General features: G+C 52.9%; 13 protein-coding genes. 8 read left to right on the top strand and 5 right to left on the bottom strand.

The features are described 5' to 3' along the window. Window positions 1–4: 4 nt before the first annotated feature. The 3 genes from DS878_RS15205 to DS878_RS15215 form a co-directional block, all read right to left on the bottom strand. Window positions 5–562 carry a GspH/FimT family pseudopilin gene (locus tag DS878_RS15205; RefSeq protein ID WP_113816847.1) on the bottom strand — a complete coding sequence of 186 codons (558 nt, stop codon included), beginning with the start codon at window positions 560–562 and terminating at the stop codon, window positions 5–7. Between the two features lie 83 nt (window positions 563–645). Then, entirely contained in the window at window positions 646–2,025 is a 1,380-nt protein-coding gene (locus tag DS878_RS15210; RefSeq protein ID WP_113816848.1) for a sigma-54-dependent transcriptional regulator, read from the bottom strand. A gap of 20 nt (window positions 2,026–2,045) precedes the next feature. Further along, on the bottom strand, window positions 2,046–3,689 hold the full coding sequence (locus tag DS878_RS15215) for a sensor histidine kinase (RefSeq protein WP_113816849.1): 1,644 nt from the start codon (window positions 3,687–3,689) through the stop codon (window positions 2,046–2,048). Between the two features lie 93 nt (window positions 3,690–3,782). Here DS878_RS15215 and DS878_RS15220 point away from each other — a divergent pair, with 93 nt between their 5' ends. Further along, complete coding sequence (locus DS878_RS15220; protein WP_113816850.1) at window positions 3,783–5,447, top strand: NAD+ synthase; 1,665 nt, start codon at window positions 3,783–3,785, stop codon at window positions 5,445–5,447. Window positions 5,448–5,465: 18 nt separating this feature from the next. Here DS878_RS15220 and DS878_RS15225 read toward each other — a convergent pair whose 3' ends face one another. Next, entirely contained in the window at window positions 5,466–6,299 is an 834-nt protein-coding gene (locus tag DS878_RS15225; protein ID WP_113816863.1) for an outer membrane protein assembly factor BamD, read from the bottom strand. Between the two features lie 155 nt (window positions 6,300–6,454). On the opposite strand from DS878_RS15225, the gene rluD reads away from it, so the two are divergent. The 3 genes from rluD (at window position 6,455) to clpB (ending at window position 10,900) form a co-directional block, all read left to right on the top strand. Next, window positions 6,455–7,432 (top strand): 23S rRNA pseudouridine(1911/1915/1917) synthase RluD, encoded by a 978-nt coding sequence (gene rluD, locus DS878_RS15230; protein ID WP_113816851.1) that lies wholly within the window; start codon window positions 6,455–6,457, stop codon window positions 7,430–7,432. Next, entirely contained in the window at window positions 7,422–8,189 is a 768-nt protein-coding gene (gene pgeF, locus DS878_RS15235; protein WP_113816852.1) for a peptidoglycan editing factor PgeF, read from the top strand. Before rluD ends, pgeF begins: the two co-directional genes overlap by 11 nt. A gap of 134 nt (window positions 8,190–8,323) precedes the next feature. After that, window positions 8,324–10,900 (top strand): ATP-dependent chaperone ClpB, encoded by a 2,577-nt coding sequence (gene clpB, locus DS878_RS15240; protein WP_113816853.1) that lies wholly within the window; start codon window positions 8,324–8,326, stop codon window positions 10,898–10,900. 66 nt (window positions 10,901–10,966) lie between these two features. Here the strand turns inward: clpB and DS878_RS15245 are convergent, their stop codons facing one another. After that, entirely contained in the window at window positions 10,967–11,431 is a 465-nt protein-coding gene (locus DS878_RS15245) for a DUF4124 domain-containing protein (RefSeq protein ID WP_113816864.1), read from the bottom strand. 519 nt (window positions 11,432–11,950) lie between these two features. Here DS878_RS15245 and DS878_RS15250 point away from each other — a divergent pair. From DS878_RS15250 to pssA, 4 genes are all read left to right on the top strand, one after another. After that, entirely contained in the window at window positions 11,951–13,669 is a 1,719-nt protein-coding gene (locus DS878_RS15250; RefSeq protein ID WP_113816854.1) for an acetolactate synthase 3 large subunit, read from the top strand. A gap of 2 nt (window positions 13,670–13,671) precedes the next feature. Further along, the gene (gene ilvN / locus DS878_RS15255) at window positions 13,672–14,163 is read left to right on the top strand and encodes an acetolactate synthase small subunit (RefSeq protein ID WP_096784020.1); all 492 of its coding nucleotides are present in this window, start codon (window positions 13,672–13,674) and stop codon (window positions 14,161–14,163) included. Window positions 14,164–14,228: 65 nt separating this feature from the next. Then, entirely contained in the window at window positions 14,229–15,245 is a 1,017-nt protein-coding gene (gene ilvC, locus DS878_RS15260) for a ketol-acid reductoisomerase (protein ID WP_113816855.1), read from the top strand. Between the two features lie 89 nt (window positions 15,246–15,334). Next, a complete protein-coding gene (gene pssA, locus DS878_RS15265; RefSeq protein WP_113816856.1) occupies window positions 15,335–16,204 on the top strand; it encodes a CDP-diacylglycerol--serine O-phosphatidyltransferase in 870 nt (289 codons plus the stop codon). Window positions 16,205–16,305: the final 101 nt, after the last annotated feature.

Raw genomic sequence — 16,305 nt, forward strand, 5'->3', positions numbered from 1 at the left:
ACGGTCAGCAGCTTAGTGGTTGGCCTTTAGAGTCTTCCGGGATACCGTCGTTATCGGTATCCCGGGCAACTCTGACCCGACCACCCCGGCTGATTATAATCTGGCCAGCCAGCGAAGCGTCCCCTGATTCCGGGCACCAGGTGATGTTTCCCAAATCACTGTGAATAAAACCTGTGGGCCGGAACTGAAAGAAACTTCTGTTAAGGGAACGCGCTATAAGCTGTCCGCCATCGGTCGGCGAGATCGTTCTTAGAAGTGCGCGGCTTGTGGTCAGCTTGCGGGCGTTGTCCGGATCCAGAAAAGCGTGAATGTCGCTGTTCCAGTCCTTGCCACAGGCGCCGGATGGGTCAAGCGGGCACACAGTTACAATTGCCCCGTTCATTACCGCGTGCTGTCTGGCAAATGCAAACATGCCCATAAGATCATGCAACACACCTTTTCGCTCCTGACTGCTTATAAAAGAAGTGAATGAAGGTAGTGCCATATTGACCAGTGTTGCAGCAATAACCACAACAATTATTAACTCTAATAGCGAAAAACCACGATTTTTGTGGGCAAACATTTTTCAACATCCTTGTTATAACATTTATATAGCGAACGCATCCTGCGTGCCGCTGCCATTTCACTTTCAAGCCATCTTGAAAGTCACTCCATTTCCAGCTTCTTCAGCCGGTACCGCAGCGCACGAAAACTGATTCCCAATCTCTTTGCTGCTGCAGTCTTGTTCCAGCGTGTTGCTTCCAGAGCTTTCTCAATAGCCTGGCGCTCAATAGACTCCAGATATCTCTCCAGATCAATGTTGCCCTCTGGCACCGAGGCAGGTCTGACATCAGAAGTATCTCCGCCATTTATATTATCTGCCTCGCTGTGCAGACCATTGCCAAGGTGGAGGTCGGACGCGCTGATCTTTTCTGCGTCACACAGAGTGAATGCACGTTCAAGAATATTTTCAAGCTCCCGCACGTTCCCCGGGAAATCATGCTCTTTCAGCCTGTTAATCGCGTCCGGGGTGAGCGTTGCTTTATCACACTCATATTCCCGGGCGATGCGCTCAAGGATGTGGTCGGCCAGAAGCCCGATATCGTCCGTGCGATCCCGGAGGGGCGGGACCACCAACTCGATCACGTTGATCCGGTAAAACAAATCCTGTCGGAAGCTTCCTTCCTGAACAAGTTCTGCCAGATTTTTATGGGTCGCGCTGAGTAACCTGATATCGACCGGTAGTTCTTTGGTGTCGCCGACAGGGCGAACAGCTTTTTCCTGAATGGCCCGTAGCAGTTTCACCTGCATAGCCAGAGGCAGGTCAGCTACCTCGTCCAGAAACAGCGTGCCGCCGTTAGCGGAACGGAAGAGACCATCCTTGTTTTCAACTGCGCCGGTAAAACTGCCTTTCTTGTGCCCGAAAAACTCACTTTCCATCAACTCTGAAGGGATTGCACCGCAGTTGACGGCAATGAAAGGTTTGTCACTACGGGGGCCCTGGAGGTGAATCATCCGTGCGACCAGTTCTTTCCCGCTGCCAGACTCGCCACTGATAAACACCGGTGCCTGACTTCTGGAAAGCTTGCGGGTCTGGTTGCGTAGTTTTTTAATCTGTGCAGAGTTGCCAAGCAGAAGGCCGGGGTCATCACTGGGGTCGGTAACATCCGGGCCCGGCTCAGATAGCTTCAATGCGCTGTTCACGAGTTCCCGTAGCCTTGGAAGCTCAACCGGCTTGGATACGAAATCAAATGCGCCGGCCTTGAGGGATTCGATGGCGGTGTCCATGCTGCCATAGGCGGTGATGACGGCCACGGGAGTGTCTGGTCGGTTCTGCTGAATCCACTGTACCAACTCAATACCATTACCGTCCGGCAGGTTCATGTCGGTCAGGCACAGCTGCGGCGAATGCTCTTCTAGCAGCTTGAGCGCGCTGGTAAGGTCCGGTGCAGTCAGGGTTTTAATGCCCATGCGGGTGAGCGTAATTTCAAGAAGATCCCGGATGTCGGGTTCGTCGTCAACAATCAGCGCTGTATGAGTGGTCATCTTGTTTTATCAGTTCCATGTCAGATCAATCGTCCTGGGGGCGCAAAGGTAATGCGAAAACAGCAGCCGGGTTGGTTGTCTTCCACAAGTGACAAATGGGCCTGGTTAGCCTCGCACAGTTCCTTTGCGAGATAAAGCCCAAGGCCCGTACCGCCCTTATCGGTTGTGTAAAACGGCTCAAAAACCTGATGGCGAGAGCTTGGCTCTATACCAGGGCCAAAGTCCCTTACATCCACATAAGCCCGCTTTCCATCGGCAGTGGCACCTGCACGCAATTCGATTTTGCGTTCACCGGAATGCTGATGGCTGTAGCGCAAGCCATTATCACACAGATTTACCATTACCTGTTCGATCTGGCTTTTGTCGAAGCGTGCTTCAGGTATCGTTGACGCGGTATTTAATCTCACAACTGTGGCGGGCACGGTATTTTCCTGTGTCTGGAGGAAGTCTGTTCTGAATTCCTTCAGCCAGTTGCCTACATCAACAAGATCTGCATTAGCAGATTTACGCCGTGAAAGGCTGAGTACATTCTCGATAATACCGTTCACCCGACGTGAGTGGCGCTGGATAATATCCAGCATCTTCGCGTCCCCACGATCGAGGTGATCAGATTCCTCCATTAACTGGGCTGCGTGACTGATGGCCCCCAGCGGGTTGCGGATTTCATGGGCAATACCAGCGGTTAACCGCCCAAGAGAGGCCAGCTTCATATGCTGGGCCTGCTGTGTCACTTTGCTCATGTCCTCAATAAATACCAGTATCTGATCTCCGCGCTCCTGATCAAGCTGAGTAAAGTTTACCTGGAGCAGAGGAGAGGTGGGAGCTGATTGAAATGGTTCTGTGCGCTTTTCGGGGTTTTTGAGCCAGGCATCAAGCCCGGATTTGAGTGGCTGGGGGAGATCCCGGGATTTCGTGTCGGGCACGTCCAGATCATCGGTGGGGATCCCGAACAGAAGTTCTTCCGCGGCTGCATTCGCCAGGCGGATATGGTTGTGCCGGTCAAGTACAAGAATACCGGTGCGCATGCGCTGGATAATCTGCTGGTTAATTTGTTCCAGCTCTACAATGCTTTGCGCCCGGCTGCTGGCGAGAGCCTCACTTTTCATCATCCTTCGCGAGATGTTCTGCAATATAAATGCTGCGGCGAAGTAAACAATGCCCAGAGAACCTGCCCGCACAATTTCATCAGCAGATTCACCTAGCGTCAGCATCGCCCATCCCGAAACGCTGAGGGAGCTGATGGCAGCAAGCGCTGCATAGAAAGTGCCAGTGCGGCTGGGAGTAAGAATGTTACCGGCAGCTACGGATACGATGACGAGGTTAGCGAGCCCGTTGGTTACACCAGTGCTGGTAAGCAAAAGCCCGTGCAGGATAAGAATGTCCAGCAGAATCGATAGGGTGATGTGCCGTTTTTTTGGCTGGAAGCCTGCCAGCAGTGTGAGTGAAATAAAACCGTTCAGGGCGAGATAGCCCATCACGCCAAACTGGTAGTAATCCAGAAACCTGAAACGAGTATCAAAATTGACAGGGTCAACAAACAGCAGGGCGACCAGCACCAGGCTGATTACAACCCGGTAATGGTTGTATATGCGGAAAAGTTTAGCCTGTTGAAAGCCGGGTGTTCTCTTGCCGGTACTGACTGCTGATACCGTATCTGTCGCCATGGTTTTCAGAAATCCGTTGATGAGCGGAAGAAATCAGGGTCTGTGGGGGGTTATAATAGCCTTTTCGCGGCAATGAGTTACAGGAGCCAATTTATGTCTGTTTCCGGGAGCGCCCCGCTTTCCAATACATCGCATCGCAAGCTGCGGGTTGTGATGGCGCAGATTGATTTTCTGGTGGGGGATATTCCCGGCAATACCGGGCTGGTTATTGAGGCTGCGAAGCGTGCCTGTTCTGATCATCAGGCAGATATCGTCGTTTTCCCGGAGCTTTGTATTACCGGATACCCGCCGGAAGACTTATTGCTGCGTCCCAGCATGGATCTCAGAGTGAGTGAAGCTCTGGAGCGCCTGCAAACTGCGGAAGTTGATGCAGCGATTATTGTCGGCGCACCTCTGAGAGTTGATGGCCTCCTTTATAATGCAGCCGTTGTGATTGAAGGTGGTAAAGTTACGGGTCGCTACTTCAAACGGTTTCCGCCCAATTACCAGGTGTTTGACGAGAAGCGCTATTTTTCGGATGGTAAGGCCGCAACGGTGATTGAGATATGTGGCGTGCCCGTAGGCCTGACAGTCTGTGAAGATATATGGTCTGACGGGCCGGTGGAGGACTCGGCCGCAGCAGGTGCACGGTTGATTATTAACCTGAACGCCTCCCCCTATGATATTGGCAAGCAGGAGCGCAGAAAGGCGCTGCTTGAGCGCAAATCCCGCGAGAACTGTGTGAGCATTGTCTATGTGAACCTGATAGGGGGGCAGGATGAACTGGTGTTCGACGGTGGCTCGATGGTTTTCGACCACTCGGGTACGCTTGCTGTGGAAGTCCCCCAGTTCACTGACGGCCTGTTCCCGGTTGATTTCCTGTGTGACCATCATTGCCAGCCGGCTTCTCAGCCCTTGCCTGACACGCTTTCGCTTGAAGCGAGTGTTTACAATGCGCTTGTGACAGGCGTGCGAGACTATGTAAACAAAAATGGTTTCAAATCGGTAGTGCTTGGCCTCTCCGGAGGTATTGATTCTGCCGTAACTCTGGCAATTGCTGTAGACGCGCTGGGATCGGATCGTGTTCGTGCCGTCATGATGCCTTTCAGATACACGTCGGGTATCAGCCTTGAAGACGCAGAGGCTCAGGCCGCAGCCATGGGTGTGCAGTACGATGTGTATTCGATAGAGCCAATGTATGAAGCTTTCATGGCAACGCTTGCGGCCCCATTTGAGGGGACGACTCCGGATACCACAGAGGAAAACCTGCAGGCACGTATCCGCGGTGTTTTGCTCATGTCTCTCTCCAACAAGTTTGGCTCGCTGGTACTGACAACCGGTAATAAGAGTGAAATGGCTGTTGGGTACTCCACTCTTTACGGAGATATGGCTGGCGGCTTCGATGTTCTCAAGGATGTACCAAAGACGCTGGTTTTTCGCCTCGCCTGGTACCGCAACTCCGTATCGTCAGTGATCCCCGAAAGGGTTATCACGCGTCCGCCATCGGCAGAGCTGGCTCCGGACCAGAAAGATGAAGACAGTCTTCCCGGCTATGATGTGCTGGATCAGATCCTGAACCTCTATGTGGAGCGGGATTTCAGTGCTGATGCAATTGTTGCGGAGGGATTCGATCAGGCGGATGTAAGTCGCGTTGTTCGTCTTGTGGATATCAATGAGTACAAGCGCCGGCAGGCACCGATCGGGGTCCGGATCACAGAGCGGGGTTTCGGGAAGGATCGCCGCTATCCCATTACCAGTGGCTGGAAAAGCGGCAACTAGACTTAAAAGGGGGCGAGGTTACTCGTCGCCCATAAGTCCAAAAGTGACCACGCTGGAGAGCGAACGGTTCTCGCGCTTCAGCAGATTTGCCTCAAATTCGCCGTCGCTGTTGAATGCATCGCTTTCCGGAAAGTTCTGGCGAAGCAGCGCGACCGCATCCTGAGCGCCTTTCTTGAATTTCAGAAAGTCGAAAGTTTCTGCAAGAATGATCAAAGCCTCTTCAACGGCAGGTGAAGAGGGGAAGTTTTCTATGATGAAACGCGCCCTGTTATTGGCGGCAACGTAGGCTTCGCGCTTGATATAGTAGCGCGCAGCGAAAAGTTCCAGCTCCGCCATACGGTTACGGATAGCAATCATGCGTTGACGGGCATCTGCCGCGTACTCACTCTCCGGGTAGCGGTTCAACAGCTCGCTGAAATCACGAAATGCCTGCTGTTGCTCTCCCGGGTCCCGGGCGGCGACATCAATTGGGAGATAGCGTGCAGCCAGGCCTATATCAAGGTTATAGGAAGCGAGCCCGCGCATATAAAGTGCGTAATCGGCATGTTCACTCTGAGGATTCAGGCGCAGGAACCGGTCCGCTGCGGCTCTGGAACCTTCAAGGTCCAGGTTCTGGTAGCGGGCATAAATAAGATCAAGCTGTGCTTGTTCCGCATAGCGGCCGAACGGATAGTATGTCTCCAGAGCATCAAGGTTCTGTTCGGCTTCGTTGAAGTTGCCTGAATTCATTGCCTGGCGGGCATTGTCGTAGTAAAGCTTCTCCGGCAATACTTCCTCCTGCTTGTGTGACGCGCAGGCACTGATCAGTACAACCAGTGTGGAAAGTAGCAGTAAACGAAAACCTGATCTCATGCCGGAATCCCGTATAATGTCGATAAATTCGAGTGCGGTATTGTAGCGGGGAACTTGTCTCATGTGCAGTCTCACGTAATCCAAGTAGAGTGTACACCCCAGATGCTTCAAATATTCTGACTGAAACGTAACACACACAAGGCCCCGGGGGCTTAATGTCATCTGAAAACCGAATAATTGCCAGTTTTTCTGTGCCGCCAGCTCTCAGTGACCGGCGCCTGGATCAGGCTGCTGCTGAACTCATGCCGGAGCATTCCCGTTCGCGCCTGCAGTCATGGATTCGCAGCGGCGCGTTAAGGGTGAACGGCGAAGTTCGCAAGCCAAGAGACAAGGTTATGCTGAGCGACCGGCTGGAGCTTGACGCTGAGCCTGAGGCTCAGGTGACCTGGCAGGCCGAAGCAATCAGCCTGGATATCGTCTATGAAGACGAACACATTCTCGTGATCAATAAACCCGCTGGTCTGGTTGTTCATCCGGCTGCGGGTCATGCTGATGGCACACTGGTGAACGCGCTTCTGAACTACGCGCCAGAAGTGGAAAACCTGCCCCGTGCCGGCATCGTCCATCGTCTTGATAAAGACACCTCCGGCGTTATGGTGGTAGCTCGAAGTCTGATTGCTCACACCTCCCTGGTCAGCCAGTTGCAGACCCGGACCATGGGTCGTGAGTACGAAGCGGTTGTCGTAGGCACACTGACAGGTGGCGCCACAGTAGATGCACCTATTGGCCGTCATCCTCATGAGCGTAAAAAAATGGGTGTGGTGAAAAGCGGTAAACCTGCAGTAACCCACTACCGCCTGATTGAGCGTTTTGCTGCCCATACCCACGTGCGTTGCAAGCTTGAAAGCGGTCGTACTCACCAGATTCGCGTACATATGGCTCACGTAAAGCACCCACTGGTTGGCGATCCGCTCTATGGTGGTCGTCTGCGCCTGCCAAAGGGTACAACGGAAGAGCTGCGCGAAGTGTTATCGGCATTTCATCGGCAGGCGCTGCATGCGCGTCAACTCACTCTGGAGCATCCGGAATCCGGTGAGATTCTGAGCTGGGATGTGCCTTTGCCGGAAGATTTCGTTGGCCTGCTCGCCGCTCTGCGTAAGCATGCTCGTGATCTGGAGAGTGATGAGTTCTGAAGCTGCTTCTTCGTTAACGCTTATTCATCCTGACTGGCCAGCGCCTGAGAATATCCATGCCCTGTGCACAACCAGGGCGGGTGGTGTCAGTCAGCCCCCTTGGGCGAGCCTCAATCTGGGGGCTCATGTAGGTGACGCGGCAGAACATGTGCTGGAAAATCGTCAGAGGCTCGCAGATGCTTGCAAGCTTCCGGTCGGTGCCTTTGGGTGGTTGAACCAGGTTCATGGCACGAGGGTTGTCGATTTGTCTGCCGGAGATTTCGCCGGTGCACCGGACGCAGATGCAAGCTTTACCCGGGTAGCGGGTAAGGCCTGTGCAATTCTCACGGCAGATTGTTTGCCGGTCATTCTCTGCGATCAGGATGGAACCACTGTGGCAGCAGCTCATGCCGGTTGGCGGAGTCTTTGCAATGGAGTCCTGGAAAACCTGGTTGCCAGGATGGAGTTACCGGGAGACAGGCTGATGGCCTGGCTTGGGCCAGCGATAGGTCCGCAGGCGTTTGAGGTCGGACCAGAAGTAAAGGCGGCTTTTACAGGACAGTACCCGCAGGCAGAAGTGGCTTTCAGTTCGTTGGGTGCCCGCAAGGGGCATTATATGGCAGATATATATCGTCTTGCCCGGCAAAGGCTCGGGATGCTTGGCGTCAAAAATATATCAGGCGGTACATTTTGTACGGTTGCTGACAGTCAACGTTTCTATTCCTATCGTCGTGATGGCGTGACTGGCCGCATGGTAACGCTCATCTGGAAAAACTGAGCCATGTCAATTTCCTGACGGTTGCCTTTGGCGCTGACCTTGAACTTCCCCCGAATGCCCCTACATTAGTTGTCAATGAAAAGCAAAATGCACGTTTAACGATCGCATTTGCCGAATAAATCGGGGAAATATTCATGAGAATTGACAAGCTTACCAGTCTTCTGCAAACCGCGCTTGCTGATGCCCAGTCACTTGCTGTAGGCAAGGATCATAACTTTATTGAACCCCTGCATTTAATGCAGGCGATGCTCGATCAGCAGGGCAGTTCTATCAAACCGCTTCTCAAACAGGCAGGAGCAGATCCTTTGCGTGTCCGACAGGCCGTGGCGAAGGAAATTGAGGATCTGCCTGAAGTAAGTGGCAGCGCAGGTGATGTTGCCATGTCCAACGATATGGGGCGCCTGTTTAATATCGCTGACAAATTGGCTCAGAAGCGTAAAGACCAGTTTATTTCGAGCGAGCTTATGTTGCTGGCCGCCTTGGAAGATCGTGGCACGCTTGGTCGCGTCCTGCGTGAGCAGGGTGTGGATAAAGCGGCGCTGGAAGATGCTATTAATACGGTGCGAGGTGGTGAGACAGTGAACGATGCGGGTGCTGAAGAGAACCGTCAGGCATTATCCAAGTATACGATTGACCTGACCGAGAGAGCTGAAGCCGGGAAACTTGATCCGGTCATAGGCCGTGATGACGAGATTCGTCGTACCATTCAGGTGTTGCAGCGTCGGCGTAAAAATAATCCGGTACTGATTGGTGAGCCAGGTGTGGGTAAAACAGCAATCGCGGAAGGTCTGGCCCAGCGGATTGTAAACGGCGAAGTACCGGAAGGTCTGAAAAACAAGCGGGTTTTGTCCCTGGACATGGGCTCGCTTATTGCTGGCGCCAAGTTCCGGGGCGAGTTTGAAGAGCGTCTGAAAGCGGTGTTGAGTGAGCTCGCCAAGCAGGAGGGGCAGGTCATCCTGTTCATCGATGAAATTCACACCATGGTGGGTGCAGGTAAAGCTGAAGGTTCCATGGATGCTGGCAATATGCTGAAGCCGGCGTTGGCTCGTGGCGAATTGCATTGCGTGGGCGCGACTACTCTAAACGAATACCGTGAGAACATTGAGAAGGATGCCGCTTTGGAGCGTCGCTTCCAGAAGGTGTTGGTGGATGAGCCGAGCGAAGAGGATACTGTTGCGATCCTTCGTGGTCTGAAGGAGCGCTATGAGGTACACCATGGTGTAGAGGTTACTGACGGAGCAATTATCGCTGCTGCAAAGCTGTCGCAGCGTTACATAACAGACCGCCAGTTGCCGGATAAGGCCATTGACCTGATCGATGAAGCTGCAAGTCAGATTCGTATGGAAATGGACTCGAAACCAGAGCCTCTCGACCGTTTGGAGCGCAGGCTGATTCAGCTCAAAATTGAGCGTGAAGCCTTGAAGAAGGAAACCGATGCGGCATCGAAGAAGCGCTTGGAGGAGTTGTCCGAGGTGATTCAGGGTATTGAGCGCGAGTACGCAGACCTTGAGGAAGTATGGAACACTGAGAAAGCTGCGTTGCAGGGCTCCCAGAAAATCAAGAGCCAGCTGGAGCAGGCTCGTATTGATCTGGAAAACGCTCGTCGTGCAGGGGATCTGGGCAAGATGTCCGAGCTTCAGTATGGCCGCATTCCGGAGCTGGAGCGTCAGTTGGATATGGCGAGCCAGGCTGAAATGATGGAAATGAAGCTGCTGCGAAACCGCGTCACCGATGAGGAAATCGCGGAGGTAGTTTCCAAGTGGACAGGAATTCCGGTCTCCAAAATGCTTGAGGGCGAGCGCGAAAAACTTATGCGCATGGAAGATGCGCTGCATAAACGCGTAATTGGCCAGAATGAAGCTGTAGAAGCTGTATCGAACGCAGTTCGGCGTTCACGGGCTGGTCTGGCCGATCCGAACCGGCCAAACGGGTCGTTTCTGTTTCTCGGACCAACCGGTGTGGGTAAAACAGAGCTTTGTAAAGCTCTGGCCTCGTTCCTTTTCGACACTGACGAAGCCATGGTGCGTATCGACATGTCGGAGTTTATGGAGAAACACTCCGTTGCTCGTTTGATTGGCGCCCCTCCTGGCTATGTGGGTTATGAGGAGGGTGGATACCTCACTGAAGCTGTTCGTCGCCGTCCATACTCCGTGCTTTTGCTCGACGAAGTTGAAAAAGCGCACCCGGATGTATTTAACATACTTCTGCAGGTGCTTGATGACGGCCGCCTTACCGATGGCCAGGGGCGCACAGTAGACTTCCGCAATACAGTGATTGTGATGACCTCGAACCTTGGTTCGGACATCATTCAGCAGAAGGCGGGCGAAGAGAATTACGAGGCCATGAAGAGTGCCGTGATGGAAGAAGTGGGTACTCACTTCCGTCCGGAGTTTATTAACCGCGTTGATGAAGTGGTCGTATTTCATCCGCTTGGGGAAGATCAGATACATGGCATCGCGAAAGTCCAGATCGGAACTCTTGGCAAACGCCTAAAAGAGCGGGATATGAAGCTGGAGCTGGATGAAAGTGCAATGGATCTGCTGGCAGAAGTCGGATACGACCCGGTATACGGCGCACGGCCCCTCAAACGGGCGATTCAGCGGATGATTGAGAACCCTCTGGCGCAGAGGTTGCTGCATGGTGACTTTGTTGCCGGTGACACCATTCGGGCCAAAGTGGAGGGTGGTAAGCTGGTTTTCGACAAAGCCTGATCCAGGCATAAAACTCAAGGGGCAGAATGTTGGTTCTGCCCCTTTTTTCATGAATGGCTACAGGCTTTATTCAGAGGCTTCAGGCCCGCAATTCTCAGCTGCAATTTCTTCCAGCTTCTCACGCTGTTTGGCGATTTCTTCCGGGCTCAGGTAACGCATCTCGCCGTTTTCCTCGATACGGATACGAGCGTTGTTTTCGATGACCTCGAGATTTGTGCGAGCGGTTTCGCAGTTGGCCTCGCGTTGTTTGCGGCGCGCAGCTTCGACCGCCGAGTCTTTTTCCCGGTCGGCTTCTTTCTGTTGTTTTTCCTGAAGTTCCCCGAGCTGCTCCTGGGCGCTGGGCCGTTTGGATGCAGCGCTCGAAGATGTGCCAGAGCGGACGTTAACCGTTTCAGAGGCAGCGCCCACTGGCTGTCGGTCACCAAAATGCGTTACGCCATTTTCGTCGGTCCATTTGAATACGGAGGCGCTCATGGCAATGCCAGGAGCTATGGCCATCAAAAGTGTCAGCGTGAGGGTTTTTCTGTTCATGGCTATACTCATGGTGTGTGCACTGCTCCCGGAAAGGTTGGCAACCTTTGCATATCCGGGCCCGTTATTCTGTTTCATGTTTCACTATAATGCCATTTGAGCGAAGCATTTTCTTCCGCCTAGTTCAAATCTAGGCATCTGAGTTGCAGATAATTATGCCAGAGCATTAGCCGGTATGGGCATAGAAAGCTGCAGAGGCTATTGACAGGGAGTTTCGCGCTGTCAGAATTACCGATTGCCTGAAGACTGGGGTTAATACCGCCGGCAATCCCGAGCAAGTATCCCCTGTTATTTACCACACTGAGCGTGCCGCACATCTGTCGCGGAATGGTTGTTGCTTACGTGCAACCCGTCGATTGGTCGTTCTCCGCAACCCTCAGGAGGGCGGCTGGCCAGGAGACAACCTCTTAACAAGGTGTGGAGCGCCCGGTTCCGCTTTCAAAAGAAGCAGGGAAGCCGTGGATCCAGGCAATCGGGCATGTGCCCGGCTCATTCACTCGTAGAAGAGGGTAGAAAATCGTGGAGTTATTGTCTGGCGCCGATATGCTGATCCGTTCCCTGCAGGATGAAGGGATCGAGTACATATACGGCTATCCGGGTGGCGCAGCCCTGCATATTTACGATGCGTTGTTCAGGCAGGATAAGGTCAAACATATTCTGGTAAGGCACGAGCAGGCAGCTGTGCACATGGCTGACGGCTATGCGCGGGCAACCGGGCTGCCCGGGACTGTGCTTGTGACCTCTGGCCCTGGAGCCACCAACACCATTACAGGTATCGCGACGGCTTTCATGGATTCCATTCCGATGGTGGTTCTGTGTGGCCAGGTTGCGTCCACCCTGATCGGCGAAGATGCCTTTCAGGAAACCGATATGATTGGTGTTTCCCGGCCCGTAGTTAAGCACAATCTCAGTGTGCGTCATCCTTCTGAGATCCCGGAAGTTATCCGTAAGGCGTATTATATTGCGTCGACCGGGCGTCCCGGGCCTGTTGTTGTTGATATTCCCAAAGATATGACCGCGCCCAATGAGCGCTTTGAGTATGCTTACCCGAAGAAGGTCAAGCTACGCTCATACAGCCCGGCAATACGCGGTCATGCTGGTCAGATCAAAAAAGCCGTGGATATGATGTTGGCTGCCCGTCGGCCAATCATCTATGCCGGTGGCGGTGTCATTCTCGGCAAGGCTTCGGGTCAGTTGACCGACCTGGTGCGCAAGCTGGGTTTTCCGATCACCAATACGTTGATGGGGATTGGCTGTTATCCGGCCAGTGACAAGCAGCATCTTGGCTGGCTGGGCATGCACGGAACATACGAAGCCAATATGGCGATGCACCACTCAGATCTTATTCTGGCGGTCGGTGCACGGTTTGATGACCGTGTAACCAATGCGACTGAAAAGTTTTGTCCTGGTGCCCGGATTATTCACATTGATATTGATCCGGCGTCCATCTCCAAAACCATTGATGCAGACGTTCCGATTGTTGGGCCCGTTGATGCGGTTCTCAAGGAGATGATTGCTCTGGTTAAGGAAAGTAAGGAAAAGCCGGATGCCGAGGCGCTTGCGGCCTGGTGGAAGCAGATCGATGAATGGCGTGCTTTTCATGGTATGCGATACGAGACCAGTCCGGATGTCATCAAACCACAGGAGGTGATAGAAATGCTGCATCGCCTCACTGGTGGTGATGCGTTTGTTACCTCCGATGTGGGGCAGCATCAGATGTTTGCCGCCCAGTACTACAAGTTCGACAAACCCAACCGTTGGATCAACTCGGGTGGGCTCGGCACAATGGGGTTCGGCTTGCCTGCAGCTATGGGCGTCAAGCTGACGCATCCGGATGACGAGGTGCTTTGTATCACAGGAGAAGGCAGTATCCAGATGAATATCCAGGAACTGTCTACCTGTAAACAGTACGATTTGCCCGTGAAGATCATCAACTTGAATAACCAGTCATTGGGTATGGTGAGGCAGTGGCAGGACATGAATTACGAGTCTCGTCATTCTCATTCATACATGGAATCCCTGCCGGACTTTATCAAGCTGGCGGAAGCCTATGGGCATGTGGGTGTCCGGATCGATAGAAAGGAGGATCTGGAGCCCAGGCTCAAAGAAGTTCTGGCCATGAAAGACAAGTTGGTTTTCGTGGATATTCAGGTTGATCGCTTTGAGCATGTTTATCCGATGCAAGTGGCCCGCGGCTGTATGAAAGATATGTGGATCAGCAAGACGGAGAGGGTGTGATCATGCGTCGAATCATTTCTGTGTTGCTTGAAAACGAACCGGGCGCTCTGTCCCGAGTTGTTGGGCTGTTTTCGCAGCGGAACTACAACATTGAGACACTGACTGTCGCGCCCACCGAGGATGAAACCTTGTCCCGGCTGACAGTTACCACGTCCGGTTCAGATCGGGTCATTGAGCAGATCACCAAGCAGCTGAACAAGCTTGTTGAAGTGGTGAAGCTGGTCGATTTGACTGAAGGGCCTCACATTGAGCGTGAGCTGATGCTGGTCAAACTCAAGGCAACAGGGTCTCAGCGTGCTGAAATAAAACGCACGGTGGATATTTTCCGGGGCCAGATTGTTGATGTTACCAGTTCTGTTTATACGGTTCAGTTAGCAGGCGACAGCGACAAGCTGGATGGCTTTATTCAGGCTATCGGTACGTCGGGTGTTCTTGAAGTTGTGCGCTCTGGCGTTTCCGGAATTGCCAGAGGCGAGAAGGTTTTAAGCCTTTAAGCTTTTTCAAATATTACGAACGGTCTGGCCTTTTAAATGGCCGCCATAAATAACAGAGGTTTGTCATGCAGGTTTATTACGATAAGGATTGCGATCTTTCCATTATCCAGAGCAAGAAAGTTGCCATCATCGGTTTTGGCTCACAGGGCCACGCGCACGCGTGTAACCTGAAAGAGTCCGGTGTTGATGTAACTGTAGGTCTGCGTCCGGGGTCTTCTTCGATCGCAAAGGCAGAAGCGTACGGTCTGAAGACCAGCGATGTGCCATCTGCCGTGGCCGCTGCTGACGTAGTTATGGTTCTGACTCCGGATGAGTTCCAGTCTCAGCTGTACAAGGCTGAAATCGAGCCCAATCTGAAACAGGGTGCAACCCTGGCATTTGCGCATGGCTTTGCCATCCACTACAACCAGATCGTTCCGCGTAAAGATCTGGACGTTATCATGGTTGCCCCCAAGGCTCCCGGTCACACTGTTCGTACGGAATTCGCCAATGGTGGCGGTATTCCTGACCTGATTGCTGTCTTCCAGGATGCTTCAGGTAATGCCAAGAACCTGTCCTTGTCATACGCCAGCGGTATCGGCGGTGGTCGTACCGGTATCATTGAGACAACCTTCAAGGATGAGACTGAAACCGATCTGTTCGGCGAGCAGGCTGTTCTGTGTGGTGGCGCGGTTGAACTGGTAAAAGCCGGTTTTGAGACACTGACTGAAGCGGGCTACGCTCCGGAAATGGCGTACTTTGAGTGTCTGCACGAGCTCAAGCTTATTGTGGATCTGATGTATGAAGGTGGCATCGCCAACATGAACTACTCCATCTCTAACAATGCAGAGTATGGTGAGTATGTGACTGGCCCTGAGGTTATCAATGAACAGTCTCGCGAAGCCATGCGCAATGCGCTGAAACGTATTCAGAGTGGCGAGTACGCGAAGATGTTTATTTCCGAAGGTGCTCTTAACTATCCGTCCATGACTGCACGCCGTCGTCAGAACGCTGCGCATGAGATTGAAGTGACGGGTGAAAAGCTTCGCGGCATGATGCCGTGGATCTCTGCCAACAAGATCGTGGATAAGGATAAAAACTAAGCGGAGTTCTGCCTGGTTTGAAAAAACGCGGCCCGGGTGGCCGCGTTTTTCGTATATACTCCGCCCAAATACTTTCCGGAGTAATGGGAATGACTGAAGAAAGAAAAAATGCCGACATGGATTCTGCTGCCAGCGAGTCTAAGCCATCTTCCAGTTCGGCGGTTGAGTGTGATGTAGAGCCTGGTGAAGTGGTGGAAGAAGAGCTTGTAGAGGGCGCTCCGGTGCGCAGGAAGGGGGTATACCTCCTGCCTAACGCACTTACAACTGCCTCGTTGTTTTCCGGCTTCTATGCCATTGTATCGGCGGCAGGGGGTGTTTTTGATAATGCTGCCATTGCGATTTTCGTGTCCATGATACTCGACGGCCTTGATGGGCGGGTCGCCCGCATGACAAATACCCAGAGCAAGTTTGGTGAAGAGTACGACAGTCTGGCTGATATGGTTGCCTTTGGTGTCGCGCCAGGGTTTGTCGCGTTCTTCTGGTCGCTTAACGGGTTGGATAAAATCGGCTGGGCTATCACGTTCATATATGTTGCCGGTGCAGCGTTGCGCCTGGCGCGATTTAATACGCAGATCGGCTCCGTGGACAAGAAGTTTTTTGTCGGGTTGCCCAGTCCTGCTGCTGCAGCCTGCGTTGCCGGGTTGGTATGGTGTTTTCATGCATTTCAGCCGTCGGCCTGGCTGACATCACTGACAATCGTTGTTGTCGGTGGTACGGGGCTGCTGATGGTTAGTAATGTTCTGTATCGCAGCTTCAAGGATCTCGATATGCGAGGGCGCGTGCCTTTCGCTGCAATTCTGCTTGTGGTTCTGATCCTGGTGGTGATCGCGCTTGATCCCGCTACAGTGCTTTTTACCGGCTTCCTGATTTATGCGTCGTCTGGGCCCGTCCGTGCATTATTTCGCAGGAAGCCTCGCCGTCGTTCAGCTAACGCAGATAAGGAACGTTCAGCAGGTTAAGTTCTGGTACAGTTTTTGATCGATTTCCACCTGTAGTCGTGTGGTTTTATAGGTGGAAACCGAAGCTCTTCTGAATTAATTGAAAATGGCCGTTGACAGAT

The sequence above is a fragment of the Marinobacter sp. F3R11 genome, from assembly GCF_003318275.1.
GTDB lineage: Bacteria > Pseudomonadota > Gammaproteobacteria > Pseudomonadales > Oleiphilaceae > Marinobacter.